Source organism: Sediminicoccus sp. BL-A-41-H5 (genome assembly GCF_050632405.1).
In the GTDB taxonomy this organism is placed as follows: Bacteria; Pseudomonadota; Alphaproteobacteria; order Acetobacterales; family Acetobacteraceae; genus Roseococcus.
On sequence record NZ_CP192601.1, the window covers coordinates 2,282,501 to 2,297,649 of the forward strand.

Annotated in this window: 15 protein-coding genes (1 of these 15 cut by a window edge); 7 read left to right on the top strand and 8 right to left on the bottom strand. The window is 69.3% G+C overall.

Annotation, left to right across the window (positions count from 1 at the left end; all coding sequences use genetic code 11):
- Positions 1-2,209, bottom strand: partial view of an ATP-dependent chaperone ClpB gene (clpB, locus tag ACQ860_RS11190; RefSeq protein ID WP_431303439.1) — the 5' portion only. It extends 380 nt beyond the left edge of the window; only the first 2,209 of its 2,589 coding nucleotides appear in the window; it begins with the start codon at positions 2,207-2,209; its stop codon lies off the left edge, out of view.
- A 115-nt stretch (positions 2,210-2,324) separates the two neighbouring features.
- Between clpB and ACQ860_RS11195 the strand changes: the two genes are divergently transcribed.
- Positions 2,325-3,086 (top strand): MOSC domain-containing protein, encoded by a 762-nt coding sequence (locus ACQ860_RS11195; protein WP_431303440.1) that lies wholly within the window; start codon positions 2,325-2,327, stop codon positions 3,084-3,086.
- Positions 3,087-3,108: 22 nt separating this feature from the next.
- A complete protein-coding gene (locus ACQ860_RS11200) occupies positions 3,109-3,516 on the top strand; it encodes a hypothetical protein (RefSeq protein WP_431303441.1) in 408 nt (135 codons plus the stop codon).
- A gap of 25 nt (positions 3,517-3,541) precedes the next feature.
- On the opposite strand, the gene ACQ860_RS11205 is transcribed toward ACQ860_RS11200, so the two are convergent.
- From ACQ860_RS11205 to ACQ860_RS11220, 4 genes are all read right to left on the bottom strand, one after another.
- Positions 3,542-4,030, bottom strand: coding sequence for a GAF domain-containing protein (locus tag ACQ860_RS11205; protein WP_431303442.1), 489 nt, complete (start codon positions 4,028-4,030; stop codon positions 3,542-3,544).
- 464 nt (positions 4,031-4,494) lie between these two features.
- Complete coding sequence (locus ACQ860_RS11210; RefSeq protein WP_431303443.1) at positions 4,495-5,199, bottom strand: 2OG-Fe dioxygenase family protein; 705 nt, start codon at positions 5,197-5,199, stop codon at positions 4,495-4,497.
- Positions 5,196-5,957 (bottom strand): (Fe-S)-binding protein, encoded by a 762-nt coding sequence (locus ACQ860_RS11215; RefSeq protein WP_431303444.1) that lies wholly within the window; start codon positions 5,955-5,957, stop codon positions 5,196-5,198. The genes ACQ860_RS11210 and ACQ860_RS11215 overlap by 4 nt, the downstream gene beginning before the upstream one ends.
- A 71-nt stretch (positions 5,958-6,028) precedes the next feature.
- Complete coding sequence (locus ACQ860_RS11220; protein WP_431303445.1) at positions 6,029-6,697, bottom strand: Tim44/TimA family putative adaptor protein; 669 nt, start codon at positions 6,695-6,697, stop codon at positions 6,029-6,031.
- Positions 6,698-6,831: 134 nt separating this feature from the next.
- Between ACQ860_RS11220 and ACQ860_RS11225 the strand changes: the two genes are divergently transcribed.
- The 4 genes from ACQ860_RS11225 (at position 6,832) to ACQ860_RS11240 (ending at position 11,047) form a co-directional block, all read left to right on the top strand.
- A complete protein-coding gene (locus tag ACQ860_RS11225) occupies positions 6,832-7,389 on the top strand; it encodes a histidine phosphatase family protein (protein WP_431303446.1) in 558 nt (185 codons plus the stop codon).
- A 237-nt stretch (positions 7,390-7,626) separates the two neighbouring features.
- Positions 7,627-8,625 (top strand): Bug family tripartite tricarboxylate transporter substrate binding protein, encoded by a 999-nt coding sequence (locus tag ACQ860_RS11230; protein ID WP_431303447.1) that lies wholly within the window; start codon positions 7,627-7,629, stop codon positions 8,623-8,625.
- Positions 8,626-8,631: 6 nt separating this feature from the next.
- Positions 8,632-10,044 (top strand): amidohydrolase family protein, encoded by a 1,413-nt coding sequence (locus ACQ860_RS11235; RefSeq protein WP_431303448.1) that lies wholly within the window; start codon positions 8,632-8,634, stop codon positions 10,042-10,044.
- 85 nt (positions 10,045-10,129) lie between these two features.
- Positions 10,130-11,047, top strand: coding sequence for an EamA family transporter (locus ACQ860_RS11240; RefSeq protein WP_431303449.1), 918 nt, complete (start codon positions 10,130-10,132; stop codon positions 11,045-11,047).
- On the opposite strand, the gene ACQ860_RS11245 is transcribed toward ACQ860_RS11240, so the two are convergent.
- Positions 11,040-12,050 (bottom strand): enoyl-CoA hydratase/isomerase family protein, encoded by a 1,011-nt coding sequence (locus ACQ860_RS11245; protein ID WP_431303450.1) that lies wholly within the window; start codon positions 12,048-12,050, stop codon positions 11,040-11,042. The genes ACQ860_RS11240 and ACQ860_RS11245 overlap by 8 nt on opposite strands.
- Before the next feature lie 127 nt (positions 12,051-12,177).
- Here ACQ860_RS11245 and ACQ860_RS11250 point away from each other — a divergent pair, with 127 nt between their 5' ends.
- Entirely contained in the window at positions 12,178-12,921 is a 744-nt protein-coding gene (locus ACQ860_RS11250; protein WP_431303451.1) for a superoxide dismutase, read from the top strand.
- 55 nt (positions 12,922-12,976) lie between these two features.
- Here ACQ860_RS11250 and ACQ860_RS11255 read toward each other — a convergent pair whose 3' ends face one another.
- Together ACQ860_RS11255 and ACQ860_RS11260 are read right to left on the bottom strand one after the other, a co-directional pair.
- On the bottom strand, positions 12,977-13,312 hold the full coding sequence (locus ACQ860_RS11255) for an NIPSNAP family protein (RefSeq protein ID WP_318649923.1): 336 nt from the start codon (positions 13,310-13,312) through the stop codon (positions 12,977-12,979).
- Between the two features lie 171 nt (positions 13,313-13,483).
- Positions 13,484-15,094 (bottom strand): ABC transporter substrate-binding protein, encoded by a 1,611-nt coding sequence (locus ACQ860_RS11260; protein ID WP_431303452.1) that lies wholly within the window; start codon positions 15,092-15,094, stop codon positions 13,484-13,486.
- Between the last annotated feature and the right edge of the window lie 55 nt (positions 15,095-15,149).

Here is a 15,149-nt window from a genome sequence, read left to right on the forward strand (position 1 = left end):
GCGCATGCTCCACCTCCGCCCCGTCCGGCAGTTCCGAAATCGCCTGGGAGCCGAGATTGCTGGTCAGCACGATGATGCAGTTGCGGAAATCCACCGTCCGCCCCTGGCCATCCGTGAGCCGCCCGTCGTCCAGCACCTGGAGCAGGATGTTGAACACATCCTCATGCGCCTTCTCGACCTCGTCGAAGAGGATGACCTGATAAGGCCGGCGGCGAACCGCCTCGGTCAGCGTGCCGCCCTCCTCGTAGCCGACATAGCCCGGGGGCGCGCCGATCAGCCGCGCGACCGCGTGCTTCTCCATGAACTCGCTCATGTCGATTCGCGTCATGGCGCGGTCATCGTCGAACAGGAACGAGGCCGTGGCTTTCACCAGCTCCGTCTTGCCCACGCCAGTCGGGCCCAGGAAGAGGAAGCTGCCGATGGGCCGATTCGGGTCCTGCAACCCGGCCCGCGCGCGGCGCACCGCCTTGGCGACGGCCTCCAGCGCCTCCTCCTGCCCCACGACGCGGCGGCGCAGCTCCTCCTCCATCCGCAGGAGCTTGGCGCGCTCGCCTTCCAGCATCTTCTCGACCGGGATGCCGGTCCAGCGGCTGACGACCTGCGCGATGCCCTCCTCGGTCACCGCCTCGTTCACCAGGCGCGCGCCACCACCGCCGGCCTCCGCGATCTGCTTCTCCAGCGTCGGGATGGTGCCGTAGCGCAGCTCCGCCGCCTTGTTCAGGTCGCCGCGGCGCTCGGCCAGCTCCTGCTCGGTGCGGGCCTGGTCCAGCTGCTCCTTCAGCTTCTGGCTCTCGACCACGGCGCCCTTCTCGGCCTCCCAGGTCGCGGTCATGGCGGCACTCCTCTCGGCGAGTTCCGAGAGCTCCGCCTCCAGTTTGACCAGCCGCTCCTTCGAGGCCGCGTCCTCCTCGCGCTTCAGCGCCTCGCGCTCGATCTTGAGCTGGAGCAGGCGGCGATCCAGCTCGTCCAGCTCCTCCGGCTTGCTGTCCACCTGCATGCGCAGGCGCGACGCCGCCTCATCCACCAGATCGATCGCCTTGTCGGGCAGGAAGCGGTCGGTGATGTAGCGGTTGCTGAGCGTGGCGGCGGCCACCAGCGCGCCATCGGTGATGCGTACGCCGTGATGCAGCTCATACTTCTCGCAGATGCCGCGCAGGATGCTGACGGTGTCCGCCACACTCGGCTCGCCCACCATCACCGGCTGGAAGCGGCGTGCGAGGGCCGCGTCCTTCTCGATGTGCTTGCGGTATTCGTCGAGCGTGGTGGCGCCGATGCAGTGCAGCTCGCCGCGCGCCAGCGCCGGCTTCAGCAGGTTGGACGCATCCATCGCGCCATCCGCCTTACCCGCGCCGATCAGCGTGTGCAGCTCGTCGATGAAGAGGATGACCTGGCCCGCCGCCTCCTCGACCTCCTTCAGCAGGCCCTTCAGCCGCTCCTCGAACTCGCCGCGATACTTGGCGCCGGCGACCATGGCGCCGAGGTCCACCGACATCACGCGCTTGTCCTTCAGCGCCTCGGGCACGTCGCCCTTGGCGATGCGCAGCGCCAACCCTTCCACGATCGCGGTCTTGCCCACGCCGGGCTCGCCGATCAGCACCGGGTTGTTCTTGGTGCGGCGCGCCAGCACCTGGATGGCGCGGCGGATCTCCTCGTCCCGGCCGATCACGGGGTCGAGCTTGCCGGTGCGCGCGGCCTCGGTCAGGTCGCGGGCGTATTTCTTCAGCGCGTCGAAGCTGTCCTCCGCGGCCGGCGCATCCACCTTGCGGCCCTTGCGCAGCCGCGTGATGGCCTCCTCCAGCGCATCGGGCGTGATGCGGCCGGCCTTGAGCGCGCGCGAGGCGGCGCTGTCGGCGATGGCGAGGCCCAGCAGCATGCGGTCCTGCGCCACATAGGCGTCGCCCGCCTTGCTCGCGGCCTGCTGCGCGGCGTCGAGCGCGCGCACCAGCTCGGCCGTCAGCTGCGGCGCCTGGCCGGCGCCGGCACCCTGGACGGCGGGGATTTTCCGCAGCTCGGCCTCGATGGCGCCGCGCACGGCATTGGCGTCGCCGCCCGCCGCGGCGATCAGGCCGGCGGCCGCGCCCTGCTCGTCATCGAGCAGCGCCTTGAGCAGATGCCCGGGCGTAAGTTGCTGGTGGTATTCACGAATCGCGATGGTCTGGGCGGCCTGGATGAATCCCCGGGCGCGCTCGGTAAACTTTTCGATATCCATTTGAGTCCCTCCTTGAGGCGACAGATCCGGCGGCGCCCCCGATCGGGCAGCACCGCCTTGCCCATATTGTGGGAACGCGCGAGCCTGGGATTCAAGGGCAATCGGGAGCTGAGCCATGCGCGTCGAACACATCTACCGCTACCCGGTGAAGGGCTTCTCCGCCGAGGCGCTGGAGGAGGTGACCCTCACTCCCGGCGAATGCCTGCCGCATGACCGGCGCTTCGCGCTCGCCCAGGCGGATTCCGGCTTCGACACGGCCGCGCCCGTCTGGATGCGCAAGACCAACTTCGCCTGCCTCATGGCCAATGCCCGCCTGGCCAAGCTGCACACCGCCTATGACCCGCATAGCGGCGACTGGGTGATCCGCCCGAGCGAGGGCGAGCCCTTCATCGCCAATATCCACACCGAGTCAGGCCGCGCCGCGGCCGAGGAGTGGATGACGCGCTTCATGGCCGCGGAGGCGCGGGGCCGGCTCCGCTTCGTCGAGGCGCCGGGCTACAACTTCACCGACATCCCGCAGAAATCGGTCTCCATCATCTCGCTCGCCAGCCTGCATGCGCTCGAGCGCGCGGCCGGCATGCGGCTCGACCCGATCCGCTTCCGCGCGAACATCTATGTCTCGGGCGGCAAGGAATGGGGCGATTTCGACCTGATGGGGCAGGAAATCCAGCTCGGCCAGGCGAAGCTGCGCGTCTGGAAGCGCATCGTCCGCTGCCCCGCCACCGAGGTGAACCCCGAAACAGCCGTGCGTGACGCGAAGCCGCCCCGGGTGCTGCGCGAGAATTTCGGCCATGCCGATCTCGGCGTGCAGGCCGAGGTGCTGGAGGGCGGGCGCGTCGCCGTCGGTGACGCGCTGGAAGCCCTGGCGCCCACGTGAAACAAGAAGAAGGAGAACTGGAGTGAGGAAGTCATCCCTGGCCGTGTTCGGCCTGTCGCTTGCCCTGCTGGCCGCTTGCGCGGCCGAGCCGCCGGGGGCGTCCCTGCCCGCGGGCTCGCCCGGCTCGCCGCTCGATGCCTCGGGCCGCGCGATGGGCCCCTTCCGCGGCCCCGCCTTCGAGGTGCGGCCCGATGTCTCCATCTCAAGCTGTCTGGTCGTCTATCACACGGGCGCCGATTTCCCCTTCCCGCTGCAGACGCCGGGCGCGCTGGTGGCCATCGGCGGCAGCTGCCCCTCCACCTTCTGGCAGGCGACGGCGGCGAGTGCCGAGGATCTCGGCCTGCGCGGGCGCGTGAACATCGCGGGCATCGGCCCCTGCCTGCTGCCGCAGGGCCCGCAGCGCTTCGGCTCTGCGCCGGGCTGCTACTGAGCCGCGCGCGAGGGGCCGGGGCGGATCAGCTCTCCGGCCCGTCCTGAATCCATTGCAGGGGCGCGACGGCGAGCGCCGCGACCAGCCGCAGCATGGGCAGCTGCGCCTCGGAATAATGCCCCGCGCCGTGCAGCAGGTTGAGCGCGCCCAATGTGTGGCCGTTCCAGCGAATGGGCACGTTCACGCAGGATTCGCAGCCGAGCGAGAGGATCAGCTCATGATCCGGGAAGGCACGGATGATGTCCTCGCGGTTGTGGCAGAAGCGCACCTCGCCCGCCTCGACCACGCGGCGGTAATAGTCGCTGCCACGCTGGACCGGCTTGTAGCCCCCCACCGGATATTCCACCGGGCGGCTGGAGTGGTAGCGCCGGTTCTGGGTGCGGGATTCGTCCAGCACCAGCACGGTGAAGAGGCGGTGGCCGACCAGGCTCGCCAGCGCCGCATCCATGGCGGCGAGGCCGACGCCGGGCTGGCCGGGCGCGGCCAATGCCTGGGCCAGGTCGTCCAGCGTCATCGCGCCGAGCGGTCGTGTGGCATGTGCGAACCCCTCCCGTTTCGCGGGAGCATGGGCTCAGCCTGCCGAAAAGGGAACCGGGCAAAAGAAACGGGCCGGTTGGTTGTCCAACCGGCCCGTGGCCCGCGAGGGACCAGTCTGGCTTCGGCTTGCCGGGAAATAGCCTCCGCCTGATGCCGCTAGCGAAGGCCCTCGCGGGTCGCATGGCGGCAAAGGGAGATTGCGCCCGGTTTTCCTGCCCAGAGGTGGGAGTATGATGAACTCCACGCAATTGCGAGTTGAGAACTCGGAAACGTGGACACTCCGTTTGTAATAAATATCTGACAGTCCATATCCTCGAAATCGCAACGAATCCGCGCTCTGGCAGGCCAGCCCTGGGCCGAGATCGCAAGCCCCCATGGCGAAGGGCGGCGCCTGGATGCGAGAGCATCCCAGGCAACATGACACATCAGAGGAAAAATTTTTTAGCGCGTGACGCGCTTCCAGGTGAGGACGAGCACGTCCCGGCTGGAGGGGAGCGCGGGCTCGACCGGCTCCACCGGCGTCACCCCATGCATCACCCGCCGGTCATCCAGCACGGCGAGATCGAGCAACCCTTCCAGGGTGAAGCGGGCATGCTCGGCGCCGGCGTCATCCGTCACCAGCGTCTCGCCACCCTTGAGGTTGGTGCGGGCCAGCATGGCGATCAACACCACGTCCACCCCGTCATGATGCACCCCCTCGGGTGTCGGCAGGCCGGGCGCGCCAGGAGCAGCCTCGACCCGGAACTGGTGCATCTCGACGAACCAGGGCGTGCCCGGGTGAAGCCCATCCGCCACCGAGCGCCCGAGATCGAGCAGCCCGGTGCAGACCGGGTTCAGGGCCACCCCGTCCTCGACGGGCGCGAACCAGCGATCCACGCCGCCATTGAGCTTGTTGTGGACCGAGGCCTGGAAATGCGGCCGGTGCAGCCCGCGGCGATGCCCGGCCTCGCCCGGCAGGGCCAGGAAATTGGCGAGCCGTCGGCGGCGGTAGCGCCCGCCATCGGCCATGAAGCCGTCCATCTCCAGCCGGTTCCAGCTCTCGGCGAAATCGCGCAGCGCTGACTCGGAAGCCGCCAGCAGCGCCTGCGTCGCCACCGGCTGCAGCCGGGCAAAGCCGTGGGCCTGGACCTCGGGCAGCACCGTCACGACGCGTCGCCGATGGGCGGCGCCTCTGTCACCCCGGCCAGCACCTCGGCCACGTGGCGCACGCGGATCGGGCTGCCCTCGCGCTTCAGGCGCCCGGCCATGTTGAGCAGACAGCCAAGATCACCCGCCAGCAGCGTGTCCGCGCCCGTCGCGGTGATGTTGGCCACCTTGTCGCTCACCATGCGGGTCGAGATCTCGGGATACTTGACGCAGAAGGTCCCGCCGAAACCGCAGCAGATCTCGGCATCGGCCATCTCGGTCAGGCCCAGGCCCTGCACGCTCTCCAGCAGGCGGCGCGGCTGGGCCTTCACGCCCAGCTCCCGCAGGCCGGAGCAGGAATCATGATAGGTGACCGTGCCGTCATAAGTCGCCTCGACATGCGTGACCTTCAGCACATCCGTGAGGAAGGAGGTCAGCTCATGCGTCTTGGCCGCCAACGCCTCGGCCTGGCCACGCGCCTCCGGGTCATGCTCGGCGAAGAGGCTCGGGTAATGGTGGCTGATCATCCCGGCGCAGGAACCGGAGGGCGCCACCACATAATCATAAGGCAGGAAGGCCGCGATCACCTGGCGCGCGATCTCCTGCGCGCTCGCGCGGTCGCCCGAGTTGAAGGCGGGCTGGCCGCAGCAGGTCTGGGCGAGGGGCACCACCACCTCGCAGCCCGCATCCTCCAGCAGCTTGATGGCCGCGAAGCCGACGGAGGGCCGGTGGAGATCCACCAGGCAGGTGACGAAGAGGGCGATGCGGGGCTTTGACATGAAGGGGAGCCTAGCGACCTTCGCCCCGCCCGGAAATCACCCGGGCGCGGGGCGGCCATGCGCGGCGCGGATCAACCGCTGCGCGTGGCGGTGAGCTTCCAGGTCGGGTCCTTGGCGGTCAGGTCGCGCTGGAAGGTCCAGATATCAATCACTTCCGTGATGGCATCGGACCCGGCCACGATCTCACCGCCGCGGGCGGTGGTCATGTTCACCTGGTCGGAGACGAAGCGGACCGTGACATCGGCGATGGTACCACGCAGTTCCGCGCCCTCCAGCGCCATTTCATGCATGGAGCGGATCTCGGTGCGCTGGGCTTCGCCCGCCGTCTCGCGGCTGGCCACGGCCTGTTCGAAGCCGGAATAGGTCTCATCCGAGAGAAGCGCGCGCAGCGTCTGCCGGTCGCCCTGGGCGAAGGCGGCGACGATCATGCGGAAGGCACCCTCGGCGCCATCCAGGAAGCCATTGGGCGAGAAGCTCGGATCCATCGCCACGATCTGCGTCAGCGCCGTGCCGGCCGGGCTGTGCGGGCTGGGCAGGTTGCGGCGGGCGCCACTGCCGCGGGCGGGCGTCACCGGATCGGCCACGCCCTCGATCCGGGCGGCCCGCGCATCGGGCATGCCCTCAGCCTGCGGCGGCCGCTCGAAGCCTTGCCGCTTGCCCAGTACGCTGCGCAGGCGCAGGACCAGGAAGGCCGCGACCATGGCGAAGAGAATCAGATCAATCGGAAAACCGCCCTGCATTGGGACCTCCAGTGGCCCTTCTACTTAGTGATGGCATGGACCAGCCGCAACGGTCCCGTCCGGATATTGCGTCACGGATCTGGGCCGGATCATCCCGCTTGCGGCCCATCCGGCCGCCCGCTACCCAGCATGACATGATCTTCCTGCGCCACGGTCAATCCGAGTTCAACCTGCATTTCACGGCGACCCGGCGCGACCCGGGCATCGTGGACCCCAGGCTCACCCCCCTCGGCCACGAACAGGCGGCCCGCGCGGCCGAGGCGCTGGCGGCGCGCGACATCCGCCGCATCATCGTCTCGCCCTATACCCGCGCGCTGGAGACGGCGGCCCCGGTGGCCCGCGCGCTCGGCCTGCCGCTCACCGTCACCCCCACGGTGCGGGAGCGCTACGCCTTCACCTGCGATGTCGGCTCGCCCATCAGCCGGCTCCGCGCCGACTGGCCGGAGGTGGGGTTCCACGCGATCGAGGAGATCTGGTGGCCCGCCATCGAGGAGCCGGCCGAGCAGGTGGAAGCCCGCGCCCGCCTGTTCCGCGCCGAGATGGCCGCACTGGACGACTGGGCGCATACGCTGGTCGTCTCGCACTGGGGCTTCATCCTGGCCTTCACCGGCCGCTCGGTGATGAACGGGGATATGATCGAGGCCAACCCGACCGACGCGCATCCCGAGCAGGTCATCTGGAAGCATCATTGATTTAAGCCCTCAGACGCCGGGCGGCGGCTCCGCCGCCTTGGCTTCGCCGCGGCGCGGGTGCGCCGGGGCAGCAGGTCAGTTGGGCGGCGCCGGCCGCCTTGCGGCCGGATGACCTTGTAGGGTCTCTCCGCCCTTGAACGCCGGGCGCGCGCGGCTGCGCGCCCGCCCTCCGTTTCTGCCCTTCCCTTCGGCCGCGAATGCGGCGAGGCTTCGGGCAATTATAAAGGAGGACCGTCCATGACCATCACCCGCCGCGCCGCCCTCGCCCTGCCGGGCGCGCTCCTGTCAGCCCCGGCCATCCTCTCTTCCGCCAGGGCCCAGGCCGATTGGCGCCCGGGCCAGCAGATGCGGATCGTGGTACCCGCCGCGCCGGCCGGCACCACGGACATCATGGCCCGCATGCTCTCGCCTCATCTCCAGGCGCGCTTCGGCACGCCCGTCGTGGTGGAGAACCGCTCGGGCGGCGGCGGCACGATCGGCACGCTGGAGGTGCTGCGCGCGCCGGCCGACGGGCTTACCCTGCTCTCGGGCAATATCGGCCCGCAATCCATCGCCTATTCGCTGTTCCGGAACCTGCAATACCGGCCCGAGCAGCTGCAGCCGGTCGGCAACATGATCCGCGGGCCCAATGTGCTGCTGGTGCACCCGAGCATCCCGGCGACCACCGTCCCGGAATTCGTGGCGCATCTGAAGCGCAATCCGGGGCGCCTCGCCTATGGCTCCTCCGGCGTGGGCCAATCGCCGCATCTCTCCGGTGTCTGGTTCAACCAGCTCACCGGCACCGAGGCCACGCATGTGCCCTTCCGCGGCGCCGGCCCGCTGATGATCGACCTGATCGCCGGCAATGTGCAGTTCAGCTTCGACAACCTCACCACCTCGGTGCAGCAGATCCGCGCCGGCCAGGTGCGCGCGCTCGCCGTCACCAGCGCCGACCGCAGCGCCCAGATGCCCGAGCTGCCCGCCCTGCGCGAGACCATGCCGGAGCTGGCGAATTACGATGTCAGCACCTGGTTCGGCATGTTCGCCGCCGCCGGCATCCCGCCCGCGGCGCTGCGCACGCTGAATGCCGAGATCAACGCGCTGCTGAACACCGAGGAGACGAAGGCCCGCTTCGCCCAGATGGGCGGCGTGCCGATGCCCGGCAGCCCGGAGGATTTCTCGAAATTCGTGCAGGCCGAGATCACCAAGTGGCGCGGCGTGATCCAGCGCGAAGGGTTGCAGATCGATGTCTCCTGAGCGGGCATGACGGACCTTCTCGTCACCGGCGGCATCGTCATCACGCTCGATGCCGAACGCCGCGTCATCCCCGACGGCGCCGTCGCCCTGCGCGGCGGGCGGATCATGGGCGTGGGCCCGGCGGCCGAGATCGCCGCCCGCTTCCCCGACCCTGCCCGCGTGCTGGATGCCAGGGGCAAGGCCGTGCTGCCCGGCCTCATCGACACCCACGCCCATGCCGGGCACGGCCTGGTGAAGACCATGGGCAATGGCGGCCCCGAATGGAGCGAGGCCTGCCGCGTCATCTACAGCAGCGCCTCGCCCGCCGAATTCTGGTTCGCCGAGGCGCGGCTCGCGGGGCTGGAGCGGCTGAAGGCGGGTGTGACCACCGGCGTCTCCGTGCTCGGCGGCGGCGACTGCATCATGCGCCTCGACACGCCCGCAGCCGGCGAGGCCCGGGCGCGCGCCATCGCCGAGATCGGCATCCGCGACGTCATGGCCGTCGGCCCGCGCCGCCCGCCCTTCCCGCATGACTACGTCATGGAGGATGGCAGCAAGCGCGCCATCCGCTTCGAGGACATGCTGGAGACCATGGGGCTCCTGTTCGAGCGCGTGCATGACCGTGGCCGCATGCGGCTCTGCACCTTCATGCCCGTCTATCGCGAGGCGACGCATGACGCGACCAAGGTCGCCGAGATCAAGGCCCAGGGCCGCGCCGTGCGCGAGCTGGGCGCCCGCTTCAAGGCGCGCTTCCACCAGGATGGCCACCGCACCGACAGCATCGTCATGGCCGATGCGATGTTCGGCCTGCTGGGCCCGGACGCCTTCCTCTCCCACTGCACCGACCTCTCCGACGAGGATATCGCGACGCTCGCGCGGACCGGCGCGCATGTGATCCACAATCCCATGGCCGTCGCCGCCGTGCGCGGCTTCTGCCCGGTGGTGAAGCTGCTCGACGCAGGGGTGAACGTGGCGGTGGCGAGCGACGGCACGGCGCCCGACCGCAGCGGCGACATGTTCCGCCACGCCTTCGAGGCGATGCGCTATGCCCAGCGCGCCGCGCGCGACGACAGCCTGATCCCGCCCGGCCGCGCGCTGGAGATGATCACGGTGGATGCCGCCGCCGCACTCGGCATGGAGCGCGAGATCGGCAGCCTGGAAGAGGGCAAGCGCGCCGACCTCATCACCGTGGACCTCACCGCGCCGCACATGGTGCCGGCCAACATGCCGGTCTGGCGCGTCGTCTGCTATGCGACGGCGGCCGATGTGCGCGACGTGGTGGTGGGCGGCGAGCTGCTGATGGAAGGCCGCCACCTGGCCCATCTGGACGAGGCGGAGATCGTGGCGGCGGCGGCGGCCGAGACGGCGCAGATGCTGCGGCGCTCGGGCCTCGCGCATCTCACCGTCGAGGAGCCGGGCTGGCGGCGCACGCGGCGTTAGGTAAGCTCTCCCGGAAAATTCGCCGAGCAGATCGACGCCAGGACTGATTCCAGCCCTGGCGATCTGATCGAGAGAGGTTCCGCGCTTGCCGCTCTGGGTCGCCATCACCGTCACCGCCGCGCTGTTCCAGACTTGGCGCACCGCCCTGCAACAGCGCCTGCGCGGGCAATTGTCGCTGAACGGCGCCGCCGTGGTGCGATACCTCTACGGCGTGCCCTTCGGCCTGATGATCCTCAGCGCCTATTGGCTGATCTTCGGCGGCAGCTTCGGCATGCCGACACCGTACTTCCTCCTGCTCTGCGCGCTGGCCGGCATCACGCAGATCTTCGGCACCAACCTGCTCATCGCCTCCTTCGGGCCGCGCGGCTTCGCGGTCGGCACCGCCTATTCCAAGACCGAGGCGGTGCAGGCCTCCATCATCGCCGTCATCATCCTGGGCGAGGTGCTGCCCCTGCTCTCCTGGCTCGGCATCGGCGTCAGCGTCTTCGGCGTGATGTATCTCTCGCTCGCCGGGCGCGGCATGCGGCCGGGCGACCTCTGGCGGGCGACGCTGCAGCCGGCGGCGCTCTGCGGCATCGGCGCGGGCTTCTGCTTCGCCTTCACCTCCATCTGCGTGCGCAAGGCGAACATGGAGCTGCCGGGCGCGGACCCGCTGCTGAAGGCGCTCTTCTCCGTGGTCGTCACCAATGTGATGCAGACGATGATGCAGGGCGGCTGGCTGTTGCTGCGTGAACCCGCGCAGATCATGGCCGTGTTCCGCAGCTGGCGGGACAGCGCGAAGGTCGGCGCGCTCTCGGCCGCCGGCTCCTGCTGCTGGTTCATGGGCTTCGCCCTGGCGCCGGTCGCGCTGGTGCGCGCGGTGGGCCAGGTGGAGATCCTCTTCACCCTGCTCTTCAGCCGCTTCTTCCTGAGCGAGCGGCTGAAGGCGAAGGATGTGGCCGGCGCCCTGATGGTTGTCGCCGGCGTGGTGCTGGTGCTGGCGGGAAGCGTCCGGCTCAGCTGAAGAGCTTGAGCACCGCGGCCGGGTCCACCGTCTCCAGCGTGGCGGGCGTCCAGGCCGGCTTGCCATCCTTGTCCACCAGCACGCTGCGCACGCCCTCGCGGAAATCCGGGTGGTCATGCACCACCGTGCGCGTCAGCTTCAGTTCCTCGTCCAGGCACTGGCGCAGGCTCATGCCCGCACCGCGCTTGAGCAGTTCGAGCGAGACGCTGAGGCTGGTGGGGGACATGCGGCGGAGGATCTTCACCTGCGCCTCGGCCCATTCGCCGCCCGCCTTCTCCAGCACGGCGATGATGCCGAGCACGCTGTCGGCCGCGAAGGCCTCGTCGATCAACGCGCGGTGCGGCGCGAAACTCGCCTCCGGCAGCGGGGCCGCGAAACGCTCGATCACGCCGGCATCGCCGGTCTCGACCAGTGCCGCGCGCAGCGCCGGGAAGTTTTCCCGCAGCACGTAATGGGTGGCGAGGCCCGCATGCACGCAATCAGCCCCCGAGAGCCGCGCGCCGGTCAGCGCCAGCCAGGTGCCGAGCTTGCCCGGCAGCTTGGGCAGGATGTGGCTGGTGCCGACATCGGGGAAGAGCGCGATGGCCGTCTCAGGCATGGCCAGCAGGGCATGCTCGCTCACCACGCGCGGGCCGTTGTGGATGGCGAGGCCGATGCCGCCGCCCATGCAGACCCCGTCGATCAGCGAGACCCAGGGCTTCGGGAACAGCGCGATGCCCTCATTCACCGCATATTCCTCGGTGAAGAAGGCCTCGACCGGCGCCCGGTTCCCGGCGATGGCGGCCTCGCGCACGGCGCGCACATCGCCGCCGGCGCAGAAGGCCCGCCCGCCCGCGCCCTCGAGCAGGACGAGCTTCACCGAAGCGTCATCCTTCCATTGCGCGATGGCGGCGGCGAAGTCCCGGATCATGCCGAGGTCCAGCGCGTTCAGCGCCTTGGGGCGGTTCATCAGGATGGTGCCGGCATGGCCCTCGCGGTTCAGGATCAGGCTCGCTTCGCTCATGGTGCTTCCTCAATCAGCGTCCTGCGGCGGTAGCGCGGGGGCTGGCCCCTGTCCACCCTCGAAAACCTTGCGGAATGGCCTCCATGGCATCAGTTTGGGCGCACTGCATTCCAAGGAGGAACACCCCATGGCCTTCATCCATCGCCGCGGCCTTATGCTCGGCGCGGCCGCGCTCGGCGCCTTCGCCATCACCGGCCGCGCCCAGGCCCAGGCACCCGCCGCAGCCCCGGCGCCCGCACCGACCGGCCCCTTCACCCTGGCCCCCCTGCCCTATGGCTTCGACGCCAATGAGGCCGCCATTGATGCCCGCACCATGGAGCTGCACTGGCGCTTCCACCATGGCGCGCAGGTCGCCAACCTGAACCGCGCGCTGGTGGGGCAGGATGCCTTCGCCGCCATGCAGCTCGACGAGCTGCTGATGAACCTCTCCCGCGTGCCGGAGGCGGTGCGCGGCGCCATCCGCAACAATGGCGGCGGCCATGCCAACCACACCATGTTCTGGGAGATCATGGGCGGCCGCGGCGGCGAGCCGACGGGCGACCTGCTGGCCGCGATCAACCGCGACCTCGGCGGGATGACGGAGTTCCGCAACCGCTTCAACGCCGCCAGCATGGGCGTCTTCGGCTCGGGCTGGGCCTTCGTGACGGTGACGCCATCGGGCGCGCTCGCCATCACCACGCGGCCGAACCAGGACAATCCGCTGATGGATGGCCAGCGCGTGCTGATGGGCAATGACGTGTGGGAGCACGCCTATTACCTGCGCTACCAGAACCGCCGGAACGAATATGTCTCGAACTGGTGGAACATCCTGAACTGGGACAAGATCGCGGCGCGCTACGGCGCGGCGATGGCCGGCACGCTCCGGGTCTGAACGAGAAGAGGGGGGCGCGAGCCCCCCTCGACCTTTGCGTGACCGCGAAGAGGGCTCAGCCCTTCTTCGCCTTGAAGGCCGTGAAGTGCGGCGCTTCCTTCACGATGCGGTTCTCCATCTTGATCAGCATGCCGCCCTCGGCCGCCGCCTTCAGATAGGCGCCCCAGGCCGGGTCCGCCGCCATGGCGGCACGGCGCTGCTCGCGGTCGCCCTGGTCCTTGTAGCCCCAGAGATGGACGACGGTGTTCAGCTCGCCCTCGATGGTGGTGTACCAGCCCAGGCAATTCTCCAGGTATTTGAGCTGGAGCGGCCAGGCCTTCTCCTCATAGAGCTTCACGAAATCCGCCATGCGGTTCGGCAGGCAGGTGTAGATGCGCAGGTCAACGATCATCGGGGTTTCCTCCAGAACAACCCGCCCATGATCCGCGAAAACCCCCGATGGGCATAGCACCCCCAAAGCCAGAGGGGCGGACCGCCCCCGCGATCCGCCCCCCGTGGCCCTCCGGTGGCTTCGCCACCGGAGGATGAACCCAGCTCACAAACTCAGCGCCAATCCGGGCGGTTACTGGATGTCCACGGGGACAAGATCCTGGAACCAGGATTGCGCGCTGGTGAAGCCGCGCACGCGGCGATGCATGGCGCGCGGATTCAGGTCATGCACGATGAAGAGCCAGGGCGGGTTGTCCACGATCCGCGTATGCGCCCGGGCATAGGCCGCGTTGAACTCGCTCTCATTCGTCGCGCGTTCCAGCGCCGCGAAGGCCGTCTCGAACTCCGGGTCGTTGAATTGCGGCCAGTTGAAGCCGTTGGGCGGCACGAAAGCCTGCAGGAAGTAGCGCGCCATCACGCTCGGGTCGCTGGAGGGCGAGGAGGGGTTGAGCGCGAGCGAACCCGCCAGCACCGGGGCGCCGGGCGAGCTGCGCGTGGCCTGCAGCAGCGTGTTCCACTCCGTCACCTCGAAGGTGACGTTCACGCCGCAGGCCTGGCGCAGGTTCTGCTGCAGGAACTCGTTCATCGGCAGCGGCAGCATCTGGCCGGAGCCCGAGGTGGAGATCATCACCTTGAAGCTCAGCGGACGCTGCGCGTTGAAGCCCGCCTCGGCCAGCAAGGCGCGGCCGCGCGCGGGGTCGAAGCTGTAGCGGTGCTGCGGTGTGCCGAAATTCGGGTCATTGGGCTTGAGCCAGCCCACGCTCGGCTCCGCCGTGCCGTTCAGCAGCTGAACGAGGCCCGCGCGGTCCACACAGTAGTTCAGGCCCTGGCGCACACGCACGTCCCGGAAGGGCGTCTCGCCGCCCATCTGGAAGAACCAGGGCCAGACATGCGGGTAGCTGCCCGTGGTGATGTTGAAGCCCGCCGTCCGCAGCGAGGGGATGGCGTCCGGCGGCGGCACCTCGATCCAGTCCACCTGGCCGGAGCGCAGCGCGGCCAGGCGCGTCGTCGCTTCGGGCATGGGCAGCAGCAGCACGCGATCCAGGCGCGGGATGCGGTTGCGGTCCCAGTACTGGTCGTTCTTGGAGAGCTCGGCCGAGGTGCGCGGCACGAAGCGGCTGAGGCGGAAGGGCCCGGTCCCGGCCGGCGGCAGGGCCGCCACGCGCGCCCAGTCCCGCCCGCCATCCTCGAAGCTCTTGGGCGAGGTGAAGAGGATATAGACCGCCATATAGGGGAAGTAGGAGGCGACGCGGTTGGTGCGGAAGGCGATCGTCCGCTCATCCACCTTGCGGTAGCTCTCCATGATGGGGATGCGCGCGCGGGTGATGGCGCTGCCCTGCGCCTCGAATTGCGGCGACTGGTTGTTGAAGTAGCGCTCGAGGTTCCAGATCACCGCATCGGCGTTGAAGGGCGTGCCGTCATGGAAGCGCACGCCCTCGCGCAGGGTGAAGAGCCAGGTCTGCGGGTCGTTCGGGTCCTGGCGCCAGGATTCCGCGAGGCCGGGGCGCAGCCCGGCGGGGCGGTCGGCGCTGGAGAGATCCCAGAGCACGAGGCCTTCGAAGACCGGGTAGCCGAGGAAGCGCATGCCCTCGAAGCCGTTATTCGGCATGCCCGTGGTGGTCGGCACATCCGCCGCGGTCATGGCGATGCGCAGCGTCTTGAGCGGTGCCTGCTGCGCGATGGCGGGAAGCGCCATGAGGGTTGCGGCGATGCCGAGCCCCATGGTCTTGAGCGTGAACCTCATGAAGTCCCTCCGGGTTTTTGGACGGCGCATGCGACCAGCGGCGGCGGCAGCGCGC